The 26,843-nt window shown below is 58.7% G+C and carries 18 protein-coding genes; 7 read left to right on the forward strand and 11 right to left on the reverse strand.

Annotated elements, in window-relative coordinates:
* Positions 1-7: 7 nt before the first annotated feature.
* From NHU87_RS20115 to NHU87_RS20125, 3 genes are read right to left on the reverse strand one after another with little or no spacing between them, the layout of a single operon-like run.
* Complete coding sequence (locus tag NHU87_RS20115; protein WP_253551888.1) at positions 8-2,422, reverse strand: efflux RND transporter permease subunit; 2,415 nt, start codon at positions 2,420-2,422, stop codon at positions 8-10.
* A gap of 8 nt (positions 2,423-2,430) precedes the next feature.
* Complete coding sequence (locus NHU87_RS20120; protein WP_367399043.1) at positions 2,431-4,074, reverse strand: DUF1302 domain-containing protein; 1,644 nt, start codon at positions 4,072-4,074, stop codon at positions 2,431-2,433.
* A 22-nt stretch (positions 4,075-4,096) separates the two neighbouring features.
* Positions 4,097-5,521, reverse strand: a complete 1,425-nt coding sequence (locus tag NHU87_RS20125; protein ID WP_253551890.1) for a DUF1329 domain-containing protein — start codon at positions 5,519-5,521, stop codon at positions 4,097-4,099.
* A 454-nt stretch (positions 5,522-5,975) separates the two neighbouring features.
* Here NHU87_RS20125 and NHU87_RS20130 point away from each other — a divergent pair, with 454 nt between their 5' ends.
* Positions 5,976-6,557 (forward strand): TetR/AcrR family transcriptional regulator, encoded by a 582-nt coding sequence (locus NHU87_RS20130; protein WP_253551892.1) that lies wholly within the window; start codon positions 5,976-5,978, stop codon positions 6,555-6,557.
* 89 nt (positions 6,558-6,646) lie between these two features.
* On the opposite strand, the gene NHU87_RS20135 is transcribed toward NHU87_RS20130, so the two are convergent.
* A complete protein-coding gene (locus NHU87_RS20135) occupies positions 6,647-7,429 on the reverse strand; it encodes an SDR family NAD(P)-dependent oxidoreductase (protein ID WP_253551894.1) in 783 nt (260 codons plus the stop codon).
* A 163-nt stretch (positions 7,430-7,592) separates the two neighbouring features.
* Positions 7,593-9,704, reverse strand: a complete 2,112-nt coding sequence (locus tag NHU87_RS20140; protein WP_253551896.1) for a 3-hydroxyacyl-CoA dehydrogenase NAD-binding domain-containing protein — start codon at positions 9,702-9,704, stop codon at positions 7,593-7,595.
* A gap of 623 nt (positions 9,705-10,327) precedes the next feature.
* Here NHU87_RS20140 and NHU87_RS20145 point away from each other — a divergent pair.
* Complete coding sequence (locus tag NHU87_RS20145) at positions 10,328-10,933, forward strand: TetR/AcrR family transcriptional regulator (RefSeq protein ID WP_253551899.1); 606 nt, start codon at positions 10,328-10,330, stop codon at positions 10,931-10,933.
* Between the two features lie 60 nt (positions 10,934-10,993).
* Here NHU87_RS20145 and NHU87_RS20150 read toward each other — a convergent pair whose 3' ends face one another.
* The 3 genes from NHU87_RS20150 to NHU87_RS20160 are packed head-to-tail and all read right to left on the reverse strand — an operon-like array spanning position 10,994 to position 16,724.
* Positions 10,994-12,403, reverse strand: coding sequence for an efflux transporter outer membrane subunit (locus NHU87_RS20150; protein ID WP_253551901.1), 1,410 nt, complete (start codon positions 12,401-12,403; stop codon positions 10,994-10,996).
* A 4-nt stretch (positions 12,404-12,407) separates the two neighbouring features.
* Entirely contained in the window at positions 12,408-15,539 is a 3,132-nt protein-coding gene (locus tag NHU87_RS20155) for an efflux RND transporter permease subunit (RefSeq protein ID WP_253551903.1), read from the reverse strand.
* 27 nt (positions 15,540-15,566) lie between these two features.
* Entirely contained in the window at positions 15,567-16,724 is a 1,158-nt protein-coding gene (locus NHU87_RS20160) for a MexC family multidrug efflux RND transporter periplasmic adaptor subunit (protein WP_253551905.1), read from the reverse strand.
* Positions 16,725-16,843: 119 nt separating this feature from the next.
* On the opposite strand from NHU87_RS20160, the gene NHU87_RS20165 reads away from it, so the two are divergent.
* Positions 16,844-17,440, forward strand: coding sequence for a TetR/AcrR family transcriptional regulator (locus tag NHU87_RS20165; protein WP_253551907.1), 597 nt, complete (start codon positions 16,844-16,846; stop codon positions 17,438-17,440).
* Positions 17,441-17,443: 3 nt separating this feature from the next.
* On the opposite strand, the gene NHU87_RS20170 is transcribed toward NHU87_RS20165, so the two are convergent.
* A complete protein-coding gene (locus NHU87_RS20170) occupies positions 17,444-17,590 on the reverse strand; it encodes a hypothetical protein (RefSeq protein ID WP_253551909.1) in 147 nt (48 codons plus the stop codon).
* Positions 17,591-17,757: 167 nt separating this feature from the next.
* Here NHU87_RS20170 and NHU87_RS20175 point away from each other — a divergent pair, with 167 nt between their 5' ends.
* Both NHU87_RS20175 and NHU87_RS20180 read left to right on the forward strand, forming a co-directional pair.
* Complete coding sequence (locus NHU87_RS20175) at positions 17,758-18,759, forward strand: AraC family transcriptional regulator (RefSeq protein WP_253551911.1); 1,002 nt, start codon at positions 17,758-17,760, stop codon at positions 18,757-18,759.
* A 5-nt stretch (positions 18,760-18,764) separates the two neighbouring features.
* On the forward strand, positions 18,765-19,817 hold the full coding sequence (locus NHU87_RS20180; protein ID WP_253551913.1) for an AraC family transcriptional regulator: 1,053 nt from the start codon (positions 18,765-18,767) through the stop codon (positions 19,815-19,817).
* Positions 19,818-19,962: 145 nt separating this feature from the next.
* Here NHU87_RS20180 and NHU87_RS20185 read toward each other — a convergent pair whose 3' ends face one another.
* The gene (locus NHU87_RS20185) at positions 19,963-20,640 is read right to left on the reverse strand and encodes a dTMP kinase (RefSeq protein ID WP_253551915.1); all 678 of its coding nucleotides are present in this window, start codon (positions 20,638-20,640) and stop codon (positions 19,963-19,965) included.
* Between the two features lie 264 nt (positions 20,641-20,904).
* On the opposite strand from NHU87_RS20185, the gene NHU87_RS20190 reads away from it, so the two are divergent.
* Positions 20,905-21,165, forward strand: a complete 261-nt coding sequence (locus NHU87_RS20190; RefSeq protein ID WP_253551916.1) for a hypothetical protein — start codon at positions 20,905-20,907, stop codon at positions 21,163-21,165.
* Between the two features lie 114 nt (positions 21,166-21,279).
* On the opposite strand, the gene NHU87_RS20195 is transcribed toward NHU87_RS20190, so the two are convergent.
* Entirely contained in the window at positions 21,280-21,444 is a 165-nt protein-coding gene (locus NHU87_RS20195) for a general stress protein (protein WP_253551918.1), read from the reverse strand.
* Between the two features lie 319 nt (positions 21,445-21,763).
* On the opposite strand from NHU87_RS20195, the gene NHU87_RS20200 reads away from it, so the two are divergent.
* Positions 21,764-26,596 (forward strand): M10 family metallopeptidase C-terminal domain-containing protein, encoded by a 4,833-nt coding sequence (locus NHU87_RS20200; protein ID WP_253551919.1) that lies wholly within the window; start codon positions 21,764-21,766, stop codon positions 26,594-26,596.
* Positions 26,597-26,843: the final 247 nt, after the last annotated feature.

A 26,843-nucleotide genomic window follows, 5' to 3' on the forward strand; every position in this document is an offset into this window, starting at 1 on the left:
GGTCTCCTCAATGCACCATTGAGCCGATCAGGCGCACCGGGCGCCGCCGTGGGAATGTCCGCTCCAGCCACACGGCGAACGCCGGCAGTACGGTCATGGCCATGACCATGTTGACCAGGAACATGAAGGCCAACAGCTTGCCCATGTCTGCCTGGAACTTGAGATCGGAAAATGCCCAAGTGGCCACGCCCACTGCCAGCGTGATGGCGGTAAAAATCGTTGCCACCCCCACTTCCAGCAGCGCGTGCTCGACAGCCTTGGTGATCGGCTGCCCGAGGGCCTGATGCAGTTGCAGACGGTTGTAGATGTAGAAGGCGTAATCCACACCGATGCCGACGGCTAATACCATCACCGGCAAGGTCGCAATGGTCAGTCCGATTTGCAGCTCCTTCATGAACCAGTAACCGATGAACGTGCCCAGTGTCAGCGGCAGGCAGCAGACCAGCACGGCGCGCCAGTCGCGGTAGACGACAAACACCAGCAGAGCGATGGCGGCATAGACGTAGAGCATCATTGGCAGCTCGCTGCGTTCTACCTCTTCGTTGATCGCGGCGATCACCCCGGCATTGCCGGAGGCCAGGCGCACGCTCACGCCGGGCTGAGTGAACTCGGCGCGAAACGCCTTGGCGGCGGCGATCACCCTGTGGATGGTCGTGGCTTTATGGTCTGCCAGGAACAGGTGCACGGCCGTCATGCTGCAATCGGGGCGCATCATTCCAGGCACACGGGCCACCTCGGCTGCCATCGATGAGTAGTTCGTCGGATCGATGGGCACCGCATTCATTTTCGGATTGCCCTCGTTATAGCCCTCGTTGAACTGACGCATGCTGTTGGAAAACGAAGTGACCGACACCACCCCAGGCACGCCCTGCATCGCCCAGACGAAACGGTCCTGGTACTGGCCGAACGCGACGTCCTCGCACGCATTCGCCGGGCTTGCGTCGGAGGTGCCTGGCGTGGCCTCGAAGACCACGCTGAGCCAGTCCAGACCGATGTCATAGTTACTGGCGATGGACACCGCATCGCGATTGAAGCGTGCGTCCTCGCGCAACTCAGGTGCCCCTGCCTGCAGGGAACCGACGACTCGATCATGGCTCTGCCAGGCCGCCGTGACAAAGATCAGCACGGCCATGCCCAGTACCCAGCGCACGTTGTGCCATTCGGTCAGGCGGGCAAAGCCGTGCAACCAGCGGGCCCGGCGCTGCCGAGAGATTTCTTCGGCAGCGGCATAATCGGCACCAACGCGCAGCATCGACGCCACCACCGGCAACATCACCAGGTTCGTGATGATCTTGAAAGCCACCCCGAGCGACGCGGTGATCGCAAGCTCGCGCACCATCGGAATCGGGATCATCAACAGGGTCACGAAGGATACGAACGCGGTCACCAGCGCTAGAGTGCCGGGGATCAGCAAACCGCTGAAGCTGGCGCGAGCTGCACCTTCCACGGACTTGCCGCAGGCGATTTCACGGATGATGAAATTGATCTGTTGAACGCCGTGAGATACGCCAATGGCAAACACCAGGAAAGGCACCAATACGGCAAGCGGATCGAGCCCGTAGCCGAGCAAGCGCAGGCTGCCGAATTGCCAGATCAACGAAACCAGCGAACACCCCACCGCCAACAGCGTGAAACGCACCGAATGGCAGTACCAGTACACCGCCGCGGCAGTCAGCAGCAATGCCAGCAGGCAGAACCCGAATACCGCCGAGGCGCCATCAGCAATATCGCCAATCTGCTTGGCGAAGCCGATGATCTGGATTTCGAAGTCACTGTCTTCGAACTGTCCGCGAATCTTTTGCTCCAGCACCCGGTTATACACCACGTAATCGAGACGCTCTCCGCTGGCATCGAACTCGTTGAGGTCGACGGTGATCATTGCGCTGCTCTGATCACGTGCAACCAAAGTACCGATGAAGCCACCCTGAGCCGTCGAGTCGGCAATCATGGCAATACTGTTATCGTCGAGACTTCCAGGGGTCACTGTACCCGGTACAAGCGGGTCGGCACGAAACCCTTCCTCCGTGATCTCGTTGACAAAAGCATTGGGTGTCCACAGCGATCGCACGCTGCTGCGCGAAACATTGGGCAGAAAAATCAGCGCCTGGGTGACATCGTAAAGACGCGTCAGCCCTGCCTTGGTCCACATTGTCCCCTGGCGCGCCTTGACCACGACCGTCAGACGATTCGCGCCCAGCAAGTCATTGCGATAGGCCTCAAAGGTTTCGATGTACTCATGGCCGATTGGAAGCTGTTTTTCGAACCCGGCCTCCATACGCAACTGCACGGCAAACCAGGCCATGGCGAGGGTGAAAGCAGCCAGGCCTGCCAACGTGAGCAGGCGATGAGTGAAGAACCACTCCTCGATGCGTGGCAATATCCCACGCACCTTGGTTTGCGACATTTTCAAAGAACTGTTCACTACACGCCTCACAGGGTTCGAGAAACCACAAGACCGACGTAGTCCCGATCACGCAACAGTTGGTCGTAGGGCGTCTTGCCCCCAAAGAACTTCGCGTAATTGACGGATACCTGCCAACTCGCGGGGTTGCGGACGAAATTGAGGTACATGTTCATGCTGCTGGCATCTTCGGTGAAGGTCGCCGACAGGTTTGGCGTGCGCCCCTTGAGCGACTGCGAATAGAACACCCCTGGTGTGACCTGCCACCCTGGAATCAACGTGTTGTCATAGGTGAGACTGAGATCAACGCTGATGCCCGAGGAGGTCTTGTTGCCCTTGGCCGACGGCGGTGTCGCCGGATCCAGTTGCCAGGTGTTCAAGCCCGCAGAAATCGGCTCACCGTTGTAGCTGTTATGCAGACCGGGATATTTCACCATCACCAATTCAGTCAACAGGGTTCCCGTGCTGGCGCCGGTGAAGTCAAGCAATGTCGGGGAATTGGAGGGCGTCATGCTGTAGATGCCGGTCAGGTGCCATTGGAGCTTCTTCTCATCTTTCCAGCATTTCCCACCGTTGCTCGCACAGGCATCAATAGCCGGGTTGAGCGGTACCGCATCCTTGGGGCGATATGACAGCTCCGTGCCCACGGCCCAGTCACCCATTGGCATATTGGCGCTGACGCCATACAGCATGCGGTCTTCCGGGTACTCCCATGTCTGCGCCAGTGCAAAAGTGTCAGGATCCACCTGCATGGTCAGCGACGGCAGCTTGTCGTGATAGCGCATCACGTAGAGCCCCAAGTTCAGATCGGTGTTATCCGGCTGCCAACGCAGCGAAATGCCCCATTGGCCGCTATTGCGTGCATCCTTTTCGTCAAATCCGTAGGCACCCCTGCCCTCACCCAATGCATGGGTGGTTGACCAGTAGCTGCCCACGGGTGGCGCCTCACTCTTGTTCCAATGGAACTGCCAATAAGCCTCAATGTTGACGCCCGAGCCGAGGCCCGAGGCAAGACTCAACATCGGCGCTGGTAGCAAGGCTTCCTTAAGCTGCGTGCCCGGCCGCGAAAGCGCCATGACATCGTAGGAGTTGGTGTTGTTGATGCCGCCGGCGGCGAACAGACTCTCGCCCCAATTGATCACCTGGTTACCCAAGCGGGCACGGACGCGTTGTTCACCCACATCGAAGCTTTTGCTGACCCACAGATCCAGCAGGCGCGCCTTGAATTCAAGATCATCGCGGGCAGCGCTGGTAAGGCCATCGCTGCCAACACCCTCAGGCGTGTTGGCTGACAAGGCGCCACTGGTGTCGGTGGCGGCGAAGTCACGAATCCAACTCCCGCGTGCCATGAAGGTGTAGTCCTCGGGGAACTTCAGCAACAGCTCATGGGTTCCCTTGATGTAGTTGGTGAACAGGTCGCCCCGGTCGTAGTTCAAGTCGCCCTGATCGCCGATGCCGGCGCTGGGTGAAAGACACCCGCTGGGGGGATTGTGTCCGCCGGCGCCACTGGTGATCAGGTTGCAGCCCCGCGATTCAGTACGCAGCCCCATGCCCACGGCAATGGTGGAGTCGAATGAGCCACGGATGTTTTCGGCGTCGAAGGTAAACGCCATGGCCAGAGGGGTTGCACAAGCAATGACAAGACCTGAGGTTTGGCTAATTATTTTTTTCATGTCAGTTCTCGAAAAGCCGCGATTAGCGTTCGCTGTTAGCGCGCAGGTTGTCGGAGGTGTAGAAGTCACGTTTCAGACGTGGGTTTCCAGCGCTTTCGGTGAGCCACCGGTGGTCGTCCTTGCCCACGCCAATGGACGTCATGTCGTACAGATAGCGACCGTCAACCAGGTTGTACTGAGCCTGTGCCTCCATGTCGCAGGAGCCTGTCTCGTACACCGGGATCGTGTAGCCTTCGCGAACCTTCCAGATCTGCCCTTGCTTGTCGTAATCGACCGCCATCAGGGCATTCCAGCTGTCCTCATCGATATAGAAGAGCCGCTTTGGTGCCTGGTGCCGCATGCCTGGCCGGACTGTGGCTTCGACGACCCATACGCGATGCAACTCATAGCGACGTGACTCAGGTGCTATGTAATCGCGCTTGGCCACATCATCGATCTTGGCGGAGTTGTCATACGCACCGAAGGAGTTGTAAGGCACCAACATTTCCTGCTTGCCAATGAGCTTCCAGTCGAAACGGTCCATAGGGCCAAAGAACACGTTGGATTCATCAATCGTGTACTGGTTATCGAGACCGATTTGCGGCGCATCGTAGGAGTAGGACGGCATGCGACGTACGCGGCGCTGGCCAGGGAAGTAATAGAAAGTGGTGGCCTGCTCCCCAGCTTTGGTCGTCACCACACCGGCTTGCCCGGCAAGGGCGGCGGGATCGTAGTAGGAGAAGTAAGTAGCGACTTCCAGACGATCGAAGGATGAGAACAGCGCACTGCCCTTTTCTCCCCACGGCGTATACATGAACCAGTCCGTAGAGGTACGCAGCCAGTCGTCACTGCCCTTGCGCGGCGAGAGACCTGAAACGGTCTTGGACATTTCGAAACCGACACCCCGGTAGCGCATCTTCATGTTCCACATCACCTCGGCACCGGTGCTGGGAAGCGGGAATGGAATACCGGGAACATGGGCTTCTTGAAGCGCCAGGCCGTCGGCATCCAGTTTGGCGAAGCCGACATTCTGCTTGGTGTTGTCAGCAACAAAGTTCGGAACGCCGCAGCTACGACGAGTCGGATACACATCCATCCGATAACCCGGGATCTTCTTGAACAGTTCGACCTGACCGGGTGAAAGCTTGCTTGCATATTGGGAGACATTGCCGGAGTTGATGCTGAACAGCGGTTTGTCGTTCTTGAACTTCCAATGCTCGCCACGCACCTGTCCGTGACTCCAGCCTTCATCCTGCTTGCCGGGCGGTGTCCAGGCCGGGATTGCTCCGTCAGAACTTGCCGCGACCTCCCCTCCCAACGGAGTCAACTTCGTACCGAGCAGCGCAGGATCCTTCTGTGCAGCTTGAACCGCGCCGATAGCGGTTAAAACCGCTAACGCAACGATCAGATGCCTGGCTCCACTTCTGTTGGAGATGCCGGCGCTTGGACGCTCAAATACTTCTTTCATTGAAAGATCCTCATGGGCTTTTAACCGGCGGCGCGACCTTCTGGAAGGAAGAATCGGGCTGTGCCACACTCTTTGTCATCCGACTTGATCAATTGACCAAGTCGAACGATCAAAGCAAGTCATATGCCAAACCACGGAATCCAGCAAATTGTGTTTCTTATCAATAAGTTAGTTTTTCAGCACCTGCAACGCGCTACCTCTGCACTGGGTTACGCACCAGAGTGTGTCAGGAGGTTGCACCATTTTTGTGAATTAACGAAACAAGTGTTACGCATTATCCGCCAGTCGATTTCAGGGCCGCGGATTGGACCAAGGGACGCCTGTTATCGGAAACAGAAAACCATGCGCCGATCACATCGGCTCATGACTCGGCGAACAGTCATGCTGTAGCATCCGCCGACGTTGACGCCGAACCTCTAGCACGCGGGACAGCAGTAACAGGAGATTGCTTGAAATGGCCAGAATGGGCGCTGAATTACGCAGACAGGACTTTGTAGAGGCGACTGTCAGGGTGATTGCTGAACATGGGGTTGCCAATGCAACGACTCGACGGATCGCTGCTGCCGCAAACTGTCCCCTGGCATCGTTGCACTACGTGTTCCATACCAAGGATGACCTTTTTTACGCGGTCTACGAGTCTCTTTTCAACTTGCCCCATCAGGCCCTGGAGCAAGTCCCTGCCGGGATAACCGCCGCTGAAACGGCGGCGGAAATGCTTCGCCAGTTAATCAAATGGTTCACCTTGCATCCCGACGAGGCCAAGGCACAAAGTGAGCTGTTCTTCTGGACCATGCGCAACAACCCGGGAATGGCAACCAAGATTTACTCGGTAGCGACAGAAGTAACAGAGCGGGTCATGGATCGAGCCATAGGCGCGCAACTCGACAAGCCCTCTTTGAAAGCCACGAGTCGCCTGCTTATTCATCTGGTCGATGGGCTGATCATCGCTTGGTCTGCCCATGGAGATGTCGGGCGGCTGGAGACGGAAACCGAAACGGCATGCAAAGCACTGGCGCTGTTTGTGGCCAGTCACTGAGGCCTGATCAAGCATCACTGAGGCTAACGGCCCGATTTCGCGAGCAGGTATGAATGGGGATCTCGTAGATCCCCTTTTTAACCGATTGCTCACATACTGCTGACGAGATGACCTCCATCCACGGCCAAAACGCTGCCGGTCATGAACGCACCGGCATCGCTGGCAAGCAGTAGAAATGGTCCCTCCAGCTCGTGGAGCTTGCCCAATCGACGCATTGGAATCAGCTCACGGATATAGCTGTTACCCCGCTCACTATCGAAGAAAGCTTCATTCATCTCCGTCTTGAAGTAGCCCGGCGCTATGGCGTTGACCCGGATCCTGTAGCGCGCGAGTTCCAACGCCAGCGACTTGGTCAACTGCACCACGCCAGCTTTCGCTACACAGTAATGGCTGTAACCGGTGGCGACACGCAGGCCAAGTATCGATGCGACGTTGACGATGCTGCCGCCACGATCGGCCTTGGCCATCCGTTGTCCGGCGATCTGGGCAACGCGCCAGACTCCATCAAGGTTGGTTGCCAGCATAGCGCGCCAATCTTCTTCGTTGATCTCCAGCGGGCGCTGACCGTTGCCGATGCCGGCATTGTTAAGCACTACATCAACCACACCGAAGTGTGCTTCGGCGGCATCGAAAGCCGCCTCGACGCTGGCCCGATCAGTGACATCAAGGGCGACCGAAAACGCTTGGCCGCCCTCCCACTCAATATCCTGGGCGACCTGTTCCAGCCGTTCCACACGCCGGGCGGCTAGCACCACGCGAGCACCGGCGCGTGCAGCCAGCCGCGCCAGATGCGCACCTATGCCGCTAGAGGCGCCGGTGATCAGGACGGTCCTGTTGGCAAGGGAGAAACCCTGGGCGAAATCGTGTTTCATCGGCACACCTCGAACAGCATGCGGGCGACGGAGCGGATGGCGATGTCTGTCATGGGGATACCTTTCATGCGTGTGGGGTTCCCTCTCCCTCCGAGAGCGGGCCAGGTGAGACGATGCGTGGTCGTCCACCTGGCTCGTCCTAATACCGAAGCGAGAGGGAATATCAGATTTTTTCGATGCGGTTTTTGCCTGCAGCGACCAACCGTTCCAGCAGCGGTGCTGGCTGAAACCACATCTCGCCGTAATCACCGAGGGCATGGTGATAGTGCTGGATACCGGCCAGCACCTTTTCCAGGCCCAATTGTTCGGCGTAATGCATGGGGCCGCCGAGATGGGCGGGAAAACCGTAGCCATTGATCCACACCAGATCGATATCGCTCGCCCGCAAAGCGATGCCTTCGTCCAACAACTGGATGCCTTCATTGATCAGCATGAACAGGCAGCGATCATGGATTTCCTGATCTTCAATGGAGCGCCGGGAAACACGCAGCTCACCGGCAAGACGCTCCGCCAGTGCAACGACCTCGTAGTCTTCCTTACGGTCGCGCCCTTCATAGAGGTAGAAACCCCGCCCGGTCTTTTGGCCGTATCGCCCCAGGGCATAAAGCTCCTCGCCGAGTCGGCAGTAACTTTCATCATGGGCAATGGCCGCGCGATTCGAGTCGCGCATCAGGAAACTCACATCGATGCCGGCAAGGTCCAACATGCTGAAGACGCCCATATTCAAGTCCAGCGCGGTGAGCACCCCGTCCACCTGCGCCGGTGTGGCGCCCTCCAGTACCAGGCGATGGGCTTCGCGTGCGTAGGGTTCGAGCATGCGGTTGCCGATGAAACCAAAGCAGACGCCGGAAATCACCGGCAACTTGCCAATACGCTTGGCGATCATCATGGTGGTCGCCACAACGTCTGGCGCGGTGTCTTTGCCTCGTACTACTTCCAGCAAGCGCATGACATTGGCCGGGCTGAAGAAGTGCAGTCCGATCACGTCCTGCGGGCGGGAGACCGATGCCGCGATAGCGTCGACATCGAGCGATGATGTGTTTGTCGCCAATACGGCGCCAGGCTTGCAGATCTTTTCCAAGTTGCGGAATACCTGCTGTTTGACCTCCAGATTTTCGAACACGGCTTCGATCACCAGGTCCGCGTCAGCCAGATCCTCGTAGTCAAGAGTGCCAAACAGCAGATCCATACGCTGCTCCAACTCATCTGTGGTCATCTTCCCGCGTTTGACACTGATCCCGTAATTCTTGCGGATCTGCATCAGGCCGCGGTCCAATGCCTGCCCCTCAAGTTCTAGCAAGGCTACGGGCATACCGGCGTTGACGAAGTTCATGGCAATGCCGCCCCCCATGGTGCCCGCCCCAATGACCGCAACCTTTTCGATCTTGCGCAGCGTAATGTCTGCCTCGATGCCCGGGATTTTCCTGGCTTCGCGCTCGGCGAAGAACACATGACGCAGCGCCTTCGATTGACGGGAAGCCTCGGCATGCTTGAACAACGTCAGTTCTCGGGCGAGTCCTTCTTCCAGCGGCAGCAGGCAAGCGGCTTCCAGTGCAGAGAGCACCAGACGCGGGGCCAGCCGGCTTTTCCAAAGCGGTTCATGCTCGGCGCGATAACGGGCGAGGAAATCGTCCGGAAGGTCCTCGGCCGGTTTCGGCCATGCATCCGCCGGCCGTGCCGGGGCACAGCAGTCGATCAGCTCGTTAGCATAAGCACGTGCCTCATCAAGCAACTGCTCTGTACTGGCTGCTATGCGGTCGAGAATGCCCAGCCTGCGAGCGCGTACAGCGTCTATCTGTTCACCCGACAGAATCAGGTTCAGTGTCGACTCAGCGCCGATCAGTCTCGGTAAGCGCTGAGTTCCCCCAGCGCCAGGCAGCAGTCCCAGGTTTATTTCCGACAATCCAACACGGGTGCCGGGCTCAGCAATCCGGTATCCGCAAGCCAAGGCCAGCTCCAAGCCACCGCCAAGCGCCAGCTTGCCGATCGCGGCAATCAATGGTTTGTGGATTTCGGTCAGGCGCACCAGTGTGTTGGGAAGATCCGGCCTGGAGAAGGAGGCATCGGTGCCAAATTCAGTAATGTCGGCACCGGCACTAAACAGACCTTGCTCGCCATAGAGAATAATGGCCTGCACTTTGTCATCTGCGGCAGCGCGTTCGCAGGCACCGATGAGGGCGGCGCGCAGAGATTGGCTGAGCGCGTTGACCGGCGGATGGGCCATTCCGATCAGGGCCAGACCGTCTTCAAGGCAATAGTGGATCAGGTCGCACATTGGGGATCCTTAAGTGTCGTTACCAGGACTTCAAACTGATGCTTTGCATTTAAAAAAACGGCTCTGTTGCCGGCACCGAACAATCGCAAGTGCGCTCGTTGGTCTACGGGTATTAAAAATTTCTGAAGATTTCGCCGAAGTGGGCAAGTGGATAATTGGGCTGAGAGCTAGCCACAAGGCTTGAAATTGCTGAACCCCACGCGCCAAAGGAACCTATGGAGTAGAAGCAATAGATTGAATAGACGGCGACTGAGATCAGCGTCACGGCCAGGCAGGAAAAAAGGAATGGGCGCATCGAAAACCTCCGTCATTCGGCTGGAGCCAAATGCAGTGTCTTTTGTTATTGAGGGTTCGATTCTGGGCACTGGCAGATGCAAAAGCTTTGCAGATCACGCCACAAAATATGCAGATCATGACTCTCCAGAACGTGCGGACAGGATGATTGTCTGGCTGCTAGGTGCACGGTTGAGAGCATGGTGAAATGAGGCGAAAGATTTCCTGAGGCTTCATGTGAGCGGATAGTGTTTCAAATGATTTATTTATCTCCTGTTCCGTGGTTTTCGTTGCAGTAATGAGCTTTTCCTGCACAATTCTGGCCATTGAAATTGATCTGAGACCTCCTGATGTCCCTGACTCCCCAAGACGAAAGACTCATCAAGGCGTTGGCCCTGGCCATCGTTGATCGCCCTCGGGCGACGCTCAAGGAACTGGCTGAAGCCGCCGGAGTGAGCAAGGCCACGTTGCACCGCTTCTGCGGCACCCGTGACAACCTGGTGCAGATGATGGAAAGCCACGGTGAAACTGTGCTCAATCAGATCACCACCACGACCGACTTATTGCACGGTGAGCCTGTAGAGGCCCTGCGAGGTCTGATCAATGAGCATCTGGCGCATCGTGAAATGCTGGTCTTCCTGCTTTTTCAATATCGCCCCGACACTTTCGCGGTAAATGGTGAAGGCGACCGTTGGCAGTCTTATGCGGATGCCCTTGATGCATTCTTTCTTCGCGGCCAGCAATTAGGGGCCTTCCGCATCGATGTCACCGCGGCGGTCTTCACTGAACTGTTCCTGACCATGATCTTCGGCATGGTCGATGCGGAGCGCCGTGGGCGCGCGGCAAGTGCCAACTCAGCCAATGTGCTGGAGCAGATGTTCTTGCATGGCGCTGCCGGCGTAGCACGTCCTAAATCATCCCCCTTCTCTCCTCCAAAAAAGAGCCCCGCGACCTGACGGTCCACGGGGCTAAAAAGCAGGTTGGATGCGCCAACCCAAGGAGCTCTTGCCTGCGTCTTATCTGGCCTTTGCTTGCTGTGACCATCCCCCACCCAGCGAGCGGAACAGATCGACCAAGGCAATTTGTCGCTGAGTGCTGACCTCGATAAATCCGGTCTCGTTGACGAAGCTGGTGCGCTGGGCGTCGAGGTAACGCAGGTGACTGTCGATACCGCCTTCATAACGGGCCTTGGCCAGTTTCAACGTCTCGCTGCTGGTGTTGGCCAGCGCGCGCCGGGCGGCTTCTTCCCGGCGCAAGGTGTCGGTCGCTGCCAGTGCATCGGCCACCTCGCGAAACGCCGTCTGAATCGTGCCCTCATACGCCGCCACCGCAGAGTCCTTGCGAGCTTCGGCCAGGCTCAGCCCTGCACGGTTGCGGCCGGCATCGAACAACGGCATCGAAAGGTTCGGCACAAAGCTCCAGGACCGTGAGCCACCCTCAAACAAACCGGACATTTGCGCGCTGGAGGTTCCGAAACTGCCCGTCAGACTGATACGCGGGAAAAACGCCGCACGCGCCGCGCCAATATCGGCATTGCGCGCCTGCAGGCGATGCTCGGCGGCGAGAATGTCCGGTCGACGTTCAATCAGCGTCGAGGTGGTATCAGGTGCGATGTCCTGAACCAGCATCGGCTCCTTTTGCAACCGTTCGGGAATCGACTTCGCAGCGTCTTTGGTTCCGAGCAACAGTACCAACGCATTGAAGGCCTGCTGTTTCTGGCGCAGATTGCTTTCCTGTTCTGCGCGCGATTGCTCCACCAGCCCCAACGCCTCCTGGAAGTCCAGCGCGGTCGCCGCCCCGTTCGAGCGGCGCTGGCTGATCAGGGCGAACGAGTATTCCCGGCTGATCAAGGTTTGTTGCGTCAGATCCAGGCGACGCCGGGCGCCATCGTGAACCAGATAAGCCTGGCTGACTTCGGCAATCAGGGCGATCTGCGCGGCGCGGGCAGCTTCTTCGGTGGCCAGGTATTCTTGCAGCGCGGAGTCACTGAGGCTCTTCACTCGACCGAACAGATCAAGTTCGTACTCGGGCAGTGACAGGCCGACCTGATAGTTGCTGACAACCCCCGATCTGCCGTTGTTGGCCAAGTCCGCCGGCAAGCGCTGGCGATTTCCCGCTGCGTTCGCATTCAAACCCGGTACCTGATCGGCACGCTGGATTCGGTATTGCGCACGGGCCTGCTCGATGTCCAGAAGTGTCTGGCGCAGCGAGCGATTGTTGCCCAGTGCGATCACCACCAGGCGGCGCAGGTCCGGATCGACGATAAACGTCTGCCACACCAGTTGATTGATCGGGCTGCCCCGCTGCGCGGACTCACCCGCCCAGTTGTCTGCAACCGGCGCAACGGGACGTTCATAAGTGGGCGCCAGCGAGCAACCGCCCAGGGCCATGGCGATCAGAAGCGTAGAAAGAGCTGAGATACGCATGGAATCACTCCTGGGCCAGGGCTGGTTGTTCAACAGGAGCCGGTTTGCTGCGCAGCAATGACAGCACCCAGACAAAGCAGACCGGCACGAACAGCACGCCCAGCAACGTCGCGCTGAGCATGCCGCCGATCACGCCGGTTCCGATCGCACGCTGGCTGGCCGCACCTGCACCGGTCGCCAGCGCCAACGGCACCACGCCGAGGATGAAGGCCATGGAGGTCATGACAATCGGCCGGAAGCGCAGGCGTGCGGCCTCGATGGCAGCGTCACGCAGGCTATAACCTTTCTCCCACAGTTCTTTGGCGAACTCGACGATGAGGATCGCGTTCTTCGCTGCCAAACCGATGATGGTGATCAGCCCCACCTTGAAATACACGTCGTTGGGCATGCCGGCGACCATCACCGCGAGTACCGCTCCGATGGCACCGATAGGCACGATCAGCATCACGGTCAGGGGAATTGCCCAGCTCTCATAGAGCGCGACCAGCAACAGGAACACCACCAGGATCGCGAGCGCGAACAGTTGCGTCGCCTGACCGCTGGAGACCTTTTCCTGATACGACAGCCCGGTCCACTCGTAGCTGAAACCCGCCGGCAATTGCGCGGCGATGCGCTCGATTTCCGCCATGGCTTCACCGGTGCTGTATCCCGGCCCGGCGTCACCGACGATCCTAATCGACGGATAACCGTTGTAGCGCACCAGTTGCACCGGACCTTCTTCCCAATGGGTGGTGACGAAGGCGCTGAGCGGCACCAGATTGCCCGCGCTGTTATGCACGTAAAGTTTGAGCACGCTTTCCGGGGTCATCCGGTCGCCCTGCTCGGCCTGCACCACCACACGCTGCTGACGGCCGGCGTTGGTGAAGTCGTTGATCACCTCCGAACCGAACGCGGCTGACAATGCACGACTGATCGACTCGAAACTCACACCCAGGGTGCGGGCCTTGTCACGGTCGATCACCACCCGCAATTGCGGCGACTCGGCCAGGCCTTCCATCATTGCGTAGAGGATTTTCGGGTTGCCGTTGGCCTGCCCTAGCAACTGATCGCGGGCTGCGATCAATGCTGCGCGGCCCAGGCCGGCGCGATCCTGCAGGCGCAGCGCAAAACCACCGGAGTTGCCCAGGCCATCAATCGGTGGCGGAGGCACCGCCATCACCGCGCCGTCGTTGGTAACGGCAAATTGCTCGTTCAGCGCCATGACTTCCGCCATGGCCGATTGATCTTCACCACGCAGCGACCAGTCCTTGAACACCGGGAATGCCAGCGCCGCGTTATCGCCCATCCCGGAAAAACTGAAACCCGACACCAGGAACGTCGACTTGACCGCGTCACGAGAGGCGAGGAACCGCTCCAGCTGTTCGCCGGTGGCTTCGGTACGAGTACGGGTCGCGCCCGGTGGCAACTGGACGTCGACAATCATGTAGCCCTGGTCCTCCACGGGCACAAACGACTCCGGCAAGCGCAGGTAGAAGTAACCGAGCATCGCGATGATGCCCACGTACACCAACATCATCCGGCCGGCACGCGACACCAGCCCGTTGTTCAGGATCGAGTAACGCTCGGTAAGCCGGGCGAAGCCACGGTTGAAGGCGCCGAAGAACCCGCGTTTCTCATTGTGTCCTTGTGGAATCGGCTTGAGCAGCGTGGCACACAACGCCGGAGTGAACGTCAGCGCCAGGAAGCCCGAGAACAGAATCGACACCGCCAGCGACACCGAGAACTGCTGGTAGATCACACCCACCGAGCCGGACATGAACGCCAGTGGCATGAACACCGCCGACAGCACCAGGGTGATGCCGATGATCGCTCCCGATACTTGTCCCATCGCTTTGACCGTGGCGTCGACCGGAGACAGCCCCTCCTCGGCCATGATCCGTTCAACGTTCTCCACCACCACGATGGCGTCGTCCACCAGAATGCCGATCGCGAGCACCATGCCGAACATGGTCATCATGTTCACCGAGAAGCCCAGCAGATACATCATCAGCAGCGTGCCCAGCAAACACACCGGCACCACAATCGAGGGGATCAACGTGTAGCGGATATTCTGCAGGAACAAGAACATCACCAGGAATACCAGCACCATCGCCTCGATCAAGGTATGGATCACCTTCTCGATAGCGACATCGACAAAACGCGAAGTGTCGTAGGGGACGGAGTATTCCACGTCGTCCGGGAAGTAGGCCGACAGTTCGGCCAGGCGTTCCTTGACGGCCGTCGCGGTCTGGATCGCATTGGCGCCGGGGGACAATTGAATCGCCGCCGCTACCGCCGGTCTGCCGTTCAGACGCGAGTTGAAGTTGTAACTCTCCTGGCCGACTTCCACGCGGGCGACATCCGCCAGTTTGACCGTCGAGCCGTCCTCGTTGGCGCGCAGAACGATACGTGCGAATTCTTCCGGATTATCCAGAGTACCTTTCACCGCCAGCGTGGCAGTCAGTTCCTGCTGGCTGCTGGTCGGCGTACTGCCGAAGCTGCCGGCCGGCACCTGCACATTCTGCCCGCGGATGGCTGTGCTCACGTCGTCGATGGACAGCCCGTAACCCACCAGTTTCTGCGGGTCGATCCAGACGCGCATGGCTGCTTCAGAGGAGAAGAATTGCAGCTTGCCGACGCCCGGCACCCGGCGCAGTTCGTTGTTGATGTTGCGTGCGGCATAGTCACCCAGAGCGGTCGTATCGCTGTGCTGGGTGCCTTCCTTGTAATTGAGCGCATAGATCAGCAGGAAACCGGCACTGGTCTGCTCCACCTCCAGCCCTTGGGTAAGTACGGCTTGCGGCATACGTGCTTCGGCCTTTTTCAGGCGGTTCTGCACATCCACCTGGGCCAGCTGCGGATCAGTGCCGGGCTGGAAGGTGACCACGATCTCGGCGATGCCGTTGGAGTTGTTAGTCGACTCAAAATAGAGCAGGTCCTTGGCGCCATTGAGCGACTCCTCGATCACGCTGGTGACCGAGTCCACCAACACTTTCGCCGAGGCACCAGGATAGGTAGCCGTTACCCTGATTTGCGGCGGCGCGACATTGGGGTACTGCGCCACCGGCAGCATCGGGATGACCAGCAGACCGGCCAGAGAGATGAACAACGCCACCACCCAGGCAAAGTTCGGGCGTTTGATGAAAAACTGAGACATCGGGAAATCCTCGCGGCGACTGCGCCCTTACTGTTTCGACTCAGGCAACTGAGCCTGGGCGTGGGACTGGCCAGGCGCGACCTTTGCACCCGGTTGCAGGCCGGCAAGACCGCCGACAATCACTTGATCGCCCGCCTTCAATCCCTCACTGATCTGCCAGCGAGAACCCTGCATGGCACCGGTGACCACATTGCGTGACTTGACCCGGTCGTCTGCGCCGACCACCATCACCTGGGCGCCGCCATCGCTGCCGCGTTGCACCGAGCGTTGCGGCACGAGAATGGCCTGGTTGTCAGTGCCTTGTGGTGTGCGCACACGCACAAACATGCCCGGCAACAGGACGCCATCGGTATTGGCAAACTTGCCGCGCAACGACACCTGGCCGGTGCCACGATCCACCGCGACATCGGTAAACATCAGCGCACCCTGGCGCTCATAAGCGGTGCCCTCGACACGAATCGACAGCGCCTTGTTGTCGTCGGCGGAGAGTTTTCCGCCCTTGAGCGATTCGCGCAGACGCAGCGCATCGGCCGCCGACTGCGTGAAATCGACATAGACCGGATCAAGTTGCTGAATCCGCGCCATCAGCGTGGCGTCACCCTGGCCGACCAGCGCACCTTCGGTCACCAGCGCACGGCCGACGCGTCCGGAAATCGGCGCAGTCACTGAGGCGTAACCCAGGTTCAACCGCGCACTTTGCAAATCGGCCTGGGCCGAACGGGTTGCGGCCTGAGCACTGCGCAGGTCTGCCGTGGCACTGTCGAAATCCTGTTGGCTGACCGCCTCGATCTTCACCAGCGGTTCATAGCGTTTGACCCGCGCCTGTGCCTCATGCACGACAGACTGGGCGCGGGCCAAATCACCCTCGGCGCGCGATAAAGCCGCTTTGAGCGGTGCCGGGTCGATCTGAAACAGCAGGTCCCCGGCTTTGACGTCAGCGCCCTCTTCAAAACGCTTTTGCATCACGATGCCAGGCACTCGTGCGCGCACTTCAGCGACCCGCATGGGTTCCACCCTGCCCGGTAGCTCCGAAGTCAGCGCCAGAGGCTCAGTCTTCACTGCCAGCACTTCTACCGGGCGCGCCACTTCGGCGACGCTCGCTTGTTCATTCGCCGGCCCACACCCGGCCAGCGCAATGGCTGCTGCCAGCGAGCCCGCCATCCCTACTGAACGTAAATTGCCCATAACTCACCCAAGGCTTGATTGAATTTGGTGCGAATGCTACTTTCGAAACCCTAATGAGTCAAATATGTCTCATATGAGAAATGTGTGAACCTTCTATGAACATCGCTTGAGGCTTGGTGATGAACCCGATTTCCCATGATGAACACCTGCTCAAGACGCTTACCGTGGCCGTCGTCAGCCGGCCGCGAGCGACGATGAAGGAGCTGGCGCAATTGGCAGGCGTGAGCAAGGCGACCCTGCACCGCTACTGCGGAACACGGGAAAACCTGGGGCAACGACTGGAGGAATACGCCGAGGGCACGCTCAATCTGATTATCAGGAGCGCCGGCCTACAGCATCTGGAACCGCTGGACGCACTCCGTCGACTGATCCGGGAACACCTCGCCCGTCGCGAGTTGCTGGCTTTTCTGATGGCGCAATACCGTCCTGACTTCCTTGACTTCGAACGGGGTGACACACGCTGGCAGTTTTACCTGGAGGCGCTGGATCGGTTCTTCCTGAGAGGCCAGCAAAAAGGGTTGTTTCGCATCGACATCACCGCGGCCATTTTTACCGAGCTGTTCATCACACTGGTATACGGTCTGGTGGATGCCGAACAGCGCGGGCGTGCCGCCAACGCCGATTCGGCACGAACGCTGGAGCAGATGTTCCTGCATGGAGCGCTGTCATGCGGTGAATTTTGCGAGCACTCGCCTGTGCAGGAAACAACGCTTTAGTCCTCAGAAATGCGTGAACACGTCGCTGATGCTTGCAATGGGTGGGTGATTGGGATGATGAACAACAGTGTGGCTAGCAGGCTGAGGCTGAAAATAAATCGCACCCGAAATCAGGACGACCACCAGGAAAGCGAACAGGAACCGACGCATCGAATACCTCCATCGTCCAGCCTTGGGCGGAACGCAGGTCTTTTGTTATTGGTCATTGGAGTCTGGTCGTGGGACGGGAGTAAAAGCTTTGCAGATCGCGCCAGAGATTGTGCAAATTCTGCCAGCGCACACCCAGCCACACCTTGTGATTCATTCGAGGGCTTGAGATGACATCGACTGTCCGTGGCGCTGCCCTACTGGGTTTCAAGGAATTCGCTGGCAGTCTGGGGATCGATCCGGACTTGGCGCTGGCTGAGGTTCATCTGCCCGCCAACCCGTTGAACGGTCAACTTTCCGGCGCTCAGTTCAACGCCTTGGTCGAGTTGTGTGCCGTGCGTTCGAACAATCCCCTGTTCGGCTTGCGGTTCGGCTTACGTCAGGGTGCGCAAGGTCTGGGACCCCTGCTGTACGCCATGCGCAGCACCGGCAACGTGGGTGACGCACTGACGCTACTGACACGTTATTTCCATGTGCATAGCGATGGCGCGCAAGTGCGTCTCGAACGACAGGCTGGCAGCGCCCTGCTTTTATATGAAATCACCGATGGAGAGTTGACCTCGGTACGCCAGACTGTGGAATTGGCGATGGGGGTTGCCGCCTGCTTGCTCCACGAACTGATGGGGCACGCCTGGAAGCCGCGAGGCCTGATGTTGCGCCATTGTGCAGCGGTAAACCGCGGTGCCTACCGCGCGCTGCTGGGTGTGCTTCCGCGCTTCGACAGCCCCGTCAATGCCTGGGTGTTCGATGAGTCATTGTTAGCGATATCGCTGGGGCCGACGAATGTCAGGTGTCAACAATTGGCCCAGCAACATATTGATGAGCTGGCCCGCGTGACGCTGCAAGAGCTGCCGTCTTACGTGCAAAAACTACTGCGCAGCAGGCTTGCCAGTGGTCAAGTCACGATTCGCCAGGTTGCCGAGCACATGATGATCAGCCCCCGCACCCTGCAACGCTATCTTCTGGCGCAAGGCACAGGCTTTCAGGAGCTGTTGGACAACACGCGTCAGGCAATGGCCACGCGTTACATTCACGACTCGTCGATCAGCCTGACCCAACTGGCAAGTCTATTGGGTTACGCCGATATGAGCGCATTCTCCCGGGCTTTCACTCGCTGGAACGGCATCAGCCCGCAAAAGTGGAAACAGCGTTTGCATCAAACTCATCGGTAAAAGACATGGCTTCCAATCCTTTCATTCGTGCACTCAGCCTTACGGGATTCGATCAATTCGCCCGCGGTAATGGTCTGGACCCAATCCAGATGCTACGCCAGGCCAATTTACCCGTGGCATCGCTGCGCCGTCCGGAAGATATTCTGGCCTTTCGTCACTATTGCGCTTTGCTGGAATTGTGCGGGCAGCGGTCAAACAACGGGTTGTTCGGCCTGGAATATGGGCTCTACCAAGGGATCGACGTCTTCGGTGATATTTTTTACCTGATCCACAACACCAAAACCATCGGTGATGCATTGCGAGAGCTTCGCGCCAACTTCGTGTTTTACAACGGCGCGGCGCAAATCGACCTGGAGGTAGTGGATGGCCTTGCTTTGCTCAGTTATCGAACCGACGAGCAGGTGATAGACGGATTGCCTCAGGCAGAAGAACTGGCCTGTGGGGTCGGTATGCAACTGATGCGCACCTTGGCAGGAGGAAAATGGCGGCCTGAGGCGATAATGCTTCGCCACGCGCCCATTGCAGATGAGTCAGTCTACCTACAGGCGCTGAGCATCGCGCCGACCTTCTCTGCGGCGCATACCGGTCTGCTATTCGACGCTTGCGTGCTGGCACAGCCACTGGATTGCGCCAACGAAAACCTGTATCAGCTCATCGCTCAACATCTGTCCGGCATGGAACGCTTGTCGGCAGACGAGATGCCTGGCTACGTCAGGCAATTGCTGCGCAATCTGTTGCCCAGCGGTCGTGCGACGATCGAAAGAGTGGCTGACTGCATGGCACTTAACCCTCGTACCTTGCAACGTAGACTGGCGCAAGAAGGCACGTTCTTTCAGCATTTACTGGATGAGACACGCCAGCAGTTGGTGCGCAATTACTTGCAAGTCCCGACGATAAGCCTGACACAAGTGGCACAGCTGTTGGGTTACGCCGATGTCAGCACCTTCTCACGCGCGTTCCATCGCTGGTTTGGTGTGTCCCCGCTGGAGTGGTGTAGACAGGCGGGGTTGCGCAGGCAGCCGTTGCTGCTACAGAACCGATTGAAAGGTCGGTCGTGAACGTATTCCGGTGAACATGCGGTTCGCATTTTACAGGTCAAGTAACTGCTTTTTAAAGGTTTAAGAATACGGTGAACATCTGACATCGCCAGATCAAAGCATCAGCCAGCTACCGCTGCGGCGACACATCACCCCTTCGATCCTGCTAACGATCTATATCTACGGCTATCTCAACCGCATCAAGGCCGGCGCAGCGAACTTCGCCTACGGGGCATCGAAGGACTCTATAGATCTCAGAAATCACCTGCATCGTTGCATCTTCGATCGTTCCTTCATTCCGGCATAAAACCCAGCCGTGATCTGCAATCGCTCGCTCGAACGCCTCGGTACAAGCAACATGTTCTTCCAGCTTATGGATCACAGTACTGCTCAGCCCACGCCGTCGTGCCGCTGCCCTCGCCCATGAAATTTCAGGAGCGGTGACAACCCCGACATGCAGGTCTGGCACTCGCACGTTCCGATCAATGTTCAACTGTAGAATCTCTGCAAACGGGACTATCCGGCGAAACGCGGCATCAGACGGGTACCAGCGATCGATCAAGATGATGCTGCCTGGTGGCTGTTTAGCCAGCACGTGCTGGGTAATCCAAGTACGGCTATCAGCAAAGCGCTCACAAACCTCCAACTCCAAATCCCGGGTGGGATTTCTGACGAGTTTGTTAACGAGGGTCATTGTTTCACCCCTATAGGGATCGCTTTTTTTCTCGCAAAGTCGGATCACCTTTTTGTTGTCTGCCCGCAGTACTTTCGTAACGGCCTCCAACAGTGTGGTTTTGCCGGCTCCCTTGGGCCCATCCAGAGAAACAAACAGCGGACGATTCATTCTTCACATAACGATTGATATACGGTTTTTTTGCCCTGTTCGTTCGCTGGAACCGCTTGGCGCGATTACGCGAATCGAGTGGAGGGACCTTAGGAACTGAACACTCTAACTTGGTTTCTGGCTGACGGGTCTCAAAATCCAGGGTTACACGTCATTGCCGTGAAACAGACCGTCAGCCTTTAGCGTTGAACTCAACGTCGCACGTGCCGTCTAGCGCATAGGCGGGGCCAACACTCAGGCCCTGTACGTATCAAGGACATCGCCATGACTGCTACCACCGCACGCTTGAATTACATACATGACACCCTACTGGGCCCAATCGCGAAAAGCGCTCAATGCAATGTCGTCATTACGCCCATCACGCCGGGCGCTTTTCAGGTACAGGTGCTATCCCCAGTGCCAGAGGACCTGCACAAAGCGGATGCCTTGACCATTTTTCTTTCATCAAAAGAACACCTGACCGGCACAGTCGCTCATACGCGAAAACTGGATAACGGCGATTTGGAATTGCAGATCGATGTATGACAATCCATCTCCAGGGCGTCTGCAATCAGCCATTGAGTGCGCAATGGTGATTGCATTTGCCACGGGCTGGACTGCGACCTGCTGACTTAGGCATCAGCAGGTCGAGCAGGAATATCATCGTTCGCCGCGTGTTCCCCCATGACTATGCTGCCCGCCGATTCGAGCTTTCTCCGCCTTGTCGGTTGCCACATTGGCGTTTTGTTCGCTTTTACGCCCCGCCTCTTTAACTTTTTGAGGGTCGTCGGAAAAGCCGTGATGCGGTTCTTGTCGCTTGGTCATGTCCAATCTCCTTTAAGAAAAAACAATCGCCTTCATTGGAGCGGCGCCCTGAACCTTTGTCCCCCCGGCGCGACCAGCGGAAATCACCCCGCCATTACGGTGAAAAAACGCGATTCTGCCCACCTAAGCAAGCGTCAACAGAACGTTATTTTTTCAAAACGCCTCAAAGAACCTCACAACCGCTAATCAGTTAGTCCGGTTTTTTGACACTTCCCCGATACGCGGTCACAACTTTTGCCCTCCGTTGGGTCATAAACGGTGGCTGTCGATGGAATATTGGCATCTACCCGAGGTTTTCGCCTGATACGGAGATAAGCTCATGATTTTCAATGTACAAAATTTTGGCGCCAAAGGAGATGGCATCACTGACGACACGGCGGCGATACAAAGTGCAATTGATGCGGCGGCCGCTGCAGGCGGTGGGCAGGTGTATATGCCGACCGGAACTTATATCGTTTCGGGAGGTGAGGAACCCTCCGACGGTTGCCTGATGCTCAAGAGCAACGTCTACCTGTACGGCGACGGCATGGGCGCAACCACGGTCCAGGTGGCTGACGGTTCCGACACCAAGATCACGGGGGTCATCCGCTCCGCCTATGGCGAGGAAACCCACGATTTCGGCGTCAGCAACCTCACCATCGACGGCAACCGTGACAGCACCACGGGCAAGATCGACGGTTGGTTCAACGGCTACATTCCCGGCGAAGCAGGCTACGACTCCAACGTCACCCTCGACAGCGTCGAGATCAAGGATTGCTCCGGGTACGGTTTCGACCCCCACGAGCAGACCGTCAACATGGTCATCAAGAACAGCGTGTCCCACGGCAATGGCCTGGACGGCTTCGTGGCTGACTTCCTCAGCGACAGCACCTTCGAAAACAACATCGCGTACGACAACGACCGGCACGGTTTCAACATCGTCACCAGCACCCACGACTTCACGCTCACCAATAACGTCGCCTACAACAATGGCGGCAATGGCATCGTGGTGCAGCGCGGCAGCGAGGACATCCCCTCCCCCAGCAACATCACCATCACCGGTGGCGAGGTGTACGGCAACGGCGCCGAAGGGGTGCTGATCAAAATGTCCAGCGAGGTGACGGTCAGCGGTGTCGACATTCACGACAACGCCAGCGCCGGGATACGCATCTACGGCAGCAATCACGTCGAGATTATCGACAACACGCTCACCAACAATTCCCTGGGCAGCCCCGTACCGGAGATCATCATCCAGTCGTACAACGACACCCTGGGCGTGTCCGGCAAGTACTTCAACGGCAGCGATAACACCATCCAGGGCAACATCATCATCGGCAGCGACCTGTCGACCTACGGCGTCGCCGAACGCAACGAAGACGGCACTGATCGCAACGCCATTATCGGCAATACCATTAGCCATACCAGCAAGGGTGCCACGCTGGTCTATGGTGACGGCAGTTACGTCAGCGCCACGGTGCCGATGACCACCGTGCAAGGTACGGCTGGCAACGACACCCTGCTGGGCAGCGCCGCCAGCGAGATTTTCTACGGCGTTGCCGGCAACGACACCATCAACGGCGGGGCCGGTGGCGACATTCTGGTGGGCGGTGCAGGCATCGACAAACTCACCGGCGGTACCGGCGCCGATACGTTCCGTTTCGCCGCTCAGTCCGACAGTTACCGCAACGCAACCACAAGCTTCGATGACACCATCACCGACTTCGACGTCACCCAGGACAGGATCGACCTCGCCGGTCTCGGTTTCACCGGCCTGGGCAATGGCCGTGGCGGCACCCTGCAGGTCAGCTACAGCGCCAGCGGCGACCGCACCTACATCAAGGACTACGATGCTGACGCCAGTGGCAATCGTTTCGAACTGGTCCTCTCGGGTAACCTGACCAGCACCCTGACGGCCAATAACTTCATCTTCAATCGTGTGGTCACCGGCACCAGCGGCAGCGACTCGCTGTTGGGCAGCGATTCGGCCGACACCCTCCTCGGCCTGGCGGGCAACGATAGCCTCAGTGGCGGCGCGGGCAACGACAAGCTCGACGGCGGTGCCGGCATGGACACCCTCACCGGTGGTGCCGGAGCGGACACCTTTGTGTTTGCCAATCGCCTGGACAGTTACCGCAACTACAACACCGGCGGTGCCAACCTTGGCGACCTGATCACCGATTTCGATATCAGCGCCGACAAGATCGACCTCTCGGCCATGGGTTTCACCGGCTTGGGGGATGGCAAGAACAACACCGTGTACCTGGTGCTCAACAGTGCCGGCACCAAGACTTACATCAAGTCCCTGACCGCCGACGCCAATGGCAACCGCTTCGAAGTGGCACTGGACGGCAACTACCTCAACAAACTGACCAGCGCCAACTTCGTCTTCGCCACGTCGTCACCGACCAACCAGACGCCGGTGCTGGCCACGCCCCTGCCGGATCAGAACGCGACCGAAAACACCCCGTTCAGCTACGCGGTGCCGGCCACCAGCTTCACCGATCCGGACAATGACAGCCTCAGTTACACCGCGACCCTCGCCGATGGCAGCGCCCTGCCCGCGTGGCTGAGTTTCAATGCCACCAACCTGACCTTCACTGGCACGCCGACCAGCACCGCGTCCGGCAATTACAACGTGCTGGTCAAAGCCACGGACCCGGCCGGTGCTTCGGTGAGCGATAGTTTTGCCCTGGTAGTGGGCGATGCGCCCGCCAACACCATCACCGGCACCAACAATGCGGAAACCCTCAACGGCACGGCGGGCGCCGACCTGATCCTCGGCCTCGGTGGCAATGACACGATCAAGGCCGGCACCGGCGCGGACACCGTCGACGGCGGCGCCGGACGCGATTCGTTGTACGGTGGCGACGGTGCCGACACCTTCCGCTACACCAATGCACTCGACAGCTACCGCGACTACGACACCGGTGGTATCACAGTCACCGACACGATTTATGACTTCACCGCGGGCGTCGACAAGATCGATGTTTCAGGCCTGGGCTTTGTCGGCCTCGGCGATGGCCACCATGGCACGTTGTACATCACCCTCAACGCGGCCGGCGACAAGACCTACATCAAGTCCGCCGAAGCGGATGCCGATGGCAATCGTTTTGAAATCGCCCTCAACGGCAACTACCTCAACACCCTGACCGCCAGCGACTTCGTGTTCGGCGCGAGCACCCAGCAGGACATCCTCTACTTGCCCACCCTCGGCCAATCCAATGCGCGCCTGCTGCGCATGACGGAGGACGACAATCAGTCCGGCACCTCGATGCTGGTCAACGACCTGGACCGCTACACCTCCTACGACGTGCGCAGTCAGTTCACCGATGCCAATGGCAACGGCATCGACATCGCGGTGGGCGGCAGCACGGTCACCGGCCTGTCGACGCTCAGCGCCGAGGAACTCAAGTTGTGCTGGTGGCTGACCGACACTAACCAACCGGGGGCTGCGCTGTTGCGTGCCGTGACGCTGCTGCGGGACCAGCGCACCGAACTGCAATCCATCGATAACGTCACCATGGGCATCGTTTGGGGCCAGGGCGAGGAAGCCGCCCAGGAGATCGCCCGCGCCACGGACAAGGCAGCGGCAGCAGCGGCCTACAAGGCCGCGACCCTGAAGGTGTTTGATTATCTGCATGCCCAGTTCGGCAACTTCAACGTGTACATGATTGAAACCGGTCACTACGAACAGGACGCGGCGCGTGCCCGTGGTTATTCGGAAGAAAAGATTGCCTCCATCGTCGAGGGGGTTGGCTATGTCCGCGCGGCCCAGGAAGCCATCGCCGCCGAGCGCGCCGACGTCAAGCTGGCGGTGGACTACACCGACCTCCCCTTGCGCTACGAAGTCGATCCGCTGGCGTATCCCGACGACGTCTGGCACCTGCATGAGGAGTCGGCGGAGATCGTCGGCCAGCGCTTGGCCGACTACATTGCCAATGACCTTGGCTTCCAAGGCAACCCCAACGACAACAACAGTGTGCAGGACATCTTCGACAACGCGCAGAACATGATTACCGGTACCGACCAGGCGGATACCCTGGTGGGCAGTTCGGGCAACGACACGTTGGATGGCGGCTTGGGCGCCGACACCATGACCGGTGGCAATGGCAACGACGTCTATGTGGTCGATAACGCGTCAGACCGCGTAGTGGAAACCAACACCTCGACCTCGCAGATCGATACGGTGCAGGCCTCGGTCAGCTGGACCCTGGGCGCCAATCTCGAGAACCTGGTGCTCACCGGCGTGTCGGCCATCAACGGCACCGGCAATGAGCGCCCCAACTTCATCACCGGCAATGCCGCTAATAACGTGCTCAATGGTGCCGCAGGGGCCGACAGCATGAGCGGCGGTGATGGCAACGACACCTACTCTGTCGACAACGCCAACGACACCGTGATCGAGACCAACAGCAATGCGGCATCTGGAGGAATCGACAGCGTGCACAGCAGCCTGGCGGCCTATACCCTCAGCAACAACGTCGAGCATCTGTATGTCGATAGCACTGGCGCCGCCAATGGCACGGGCAACACGCTGGACAACACGCTGTTCGCCGGAGCCGGCAACAACGTGCTGGACGGGCGCGATGGCAATGACACGGTGTCCTTTGAGCGTGCCCAGTCCGGCGTTACCGCAAACCTCTCGACGTCAGCGCAACAAAACACCGTGAGTTCCGGGCTCGATACCTTGAAATTCTGCGAAAACCTGACGGGAAGCGCCTACGCCGACACTCTGTCGGGCAACAGCGCCGCGAACGCTCTGAACGGTGGTGCGGGCAACGATACGCTGGTGGGCGGTTCGGGCGATGACCGGTTGATCGGCGGTGCAGGCACCGACAACCTCACCGCTGGCACCGGCGCGGATACCTACGCGTTTGGTGCGCTGTCTGACATGAGCGTCGGGGCTTTGCGCGATGTGATCAACGGCTTCAAAAGCACCGAGGGCGATCTTCTGGATTTCACCGGCCTGGACGCCAAACCGCTGACCACTGCTGTCGATGCCTTCACCTTCATCGGCAGTAATGCCTTTGACCCTGCCGACGCTACCGGCCAACTGCGCTTTGCCGATGGCATTCTCTACGGCAGTGTCGATACCGACGCCACCCCTGAGTTCGAAATCCAACTGGTGGGCGTCCAGGAGCTGCATGCCGGTGATTTCACAACCTTGGGTTAGGCCCACATCCTAGGAGCGGGCTTGCCCTAATGCGAGTCAGTTAAGCCGTAATGCGATCTGTAGCAGCTGGCGAAGCCTGCGTTCGGCTGCGTAGCAGTCGTGTATCCGGCTGATGCGGTCTGCCTGACATACCGCGATCTCTGATTTTACGACTGCTTCGCAGCCGAACGCAGCCGAACGCAGGCTTCGCCAGCTGCTACAAAGAGTGCGTCGCGGCTGAAATTGCTTAACTGACTGGAATTGGAGC

It is taken from the genome of Pseudomonas mandelii, assembly GCF_024138395.1.
GTDB classification, from domain to species: domain Bacteria; phylum Pseudomonadota; class Gammaproteobacteria; order Pseudomonadales; family Pseudomonadaceae; genus Aquipseudomonas; species Aquipseudomonas mandelii_E.

Coding starts and splice junctions, on each gene's coding strand:
- NHU87_RS20120 (WP_367399043.1), bottom strand. CDS start 4,074: ATGAAAAAAATAATTAGCCAAACCTCAGGTCTTGTCATTGCTTGTGCA.
- NHU87_RS20125 (WP_253551890.1), bottom strand. CDS start 5,521: ATGAAAGAAGTATTTGAGCGTCCAAGCGCCGGCATCTCCAACAGAAGT.
- NHU87_RS20130 (WP_253551892.1), top strand. CDS start 5,976: ATGGCCAGAATGGGCGCTGAATTACGCAGACAGGACTTTGTAGAGGCG.
- NHU87_RS20135 (WP_253551894.1), bottom strand. CDS start 7,429: ATGAAACACGATTTCGCCCAGGGTTTCTCCCTTGCCAACAGGACCGTC.
- NHU87_RS20140 (WP_253551896.1), bottom strand. CDS start 9,704: ATGTGCGACCTGATCCACTATTGCCTTGAAGACGGTCTGGCCCTGATC.
- NHU87_RS20145 (WP_253551899.1), top strand. CDS start 10,328: ATGTCCCTGACTCCCCAAGACGAAAGACTCATCAAGGCGTTGGCCCTG.
- NHU87_RS20150 (WP_253551901.1), bottom strand. CDS start 12,403: ATGCGTATCTCAGCTCTTTCTACGCTTCTGATCGCCATGGCCCTGGGC.
- NHU87_RS20155 (WP_253551903.1), bottom strand. CDS start 15,539: ATGTCTCAGTTTTTCATCAAACGCCCGAACTTTGCCTGGGTGGTGGCG.
- NHU87_RS20160 (WP_253551905.1), bottom strand. CDS start 16,724: ATGGGCAATTTACGTTCAGTAGGGATGGCGGGCTCGCTGGCAGCAGCC.
- NHU87_RS20165 (WP_253551907.1), top strand. CDS start 16,844: ATGAACCCGATTTCCCATGATGAACACCTGCTCAAGACGCTTACCGTG.
- NHU87_RS20170 (WP_253551909.1), bottom strand. CDS start 17,590: ATGCGTCGGTTCCTGTTCGCTTTCCTGGTGGTCGTCCTGATTTCGGGT.
- NHU87_RS20175 (WP_253551911.1), top strand. CDS start 17,758: ATGACATCGACTGTCCGTGGCGCTGCCCTACTGGGTTTCAAGGAATTC.
- NHU87_RS20180 (WP_253551913.1), top strand. CDS start 18,765: ATGGCTTCCAATCCTTTCATTCGTGCACTCAGCCTTACGGGATTCGAT.
- NHU87_RS20185 (WP_253551915.1), bottom strand. CDS start 20,640: ATGAATCGTCCGCTGTTTGTTTCTCTGGATGGGCCCAAGGGAGCCGGC.
- NHU87_RS20190 (WP_253551916.1), top strand. CDS start 20,905: ATGACTGCTACCACCGCACGCTTGAATTACATACATGACACCCTACTG.
- NHU87_RS20195 (WP_253551918.1), bottom strand. CDS start 21,444: ATGACCAAGCGACAAGAACCGCATCACGGCTTTTCCGACGACCCTCAA.
- NHU87_RS20200 (WP_253551919.1), top strand. CDS start 21,764: ATGATTTTCAATGTACAAAATTTTGGCGCCAAAGGAGATGGCATCACT.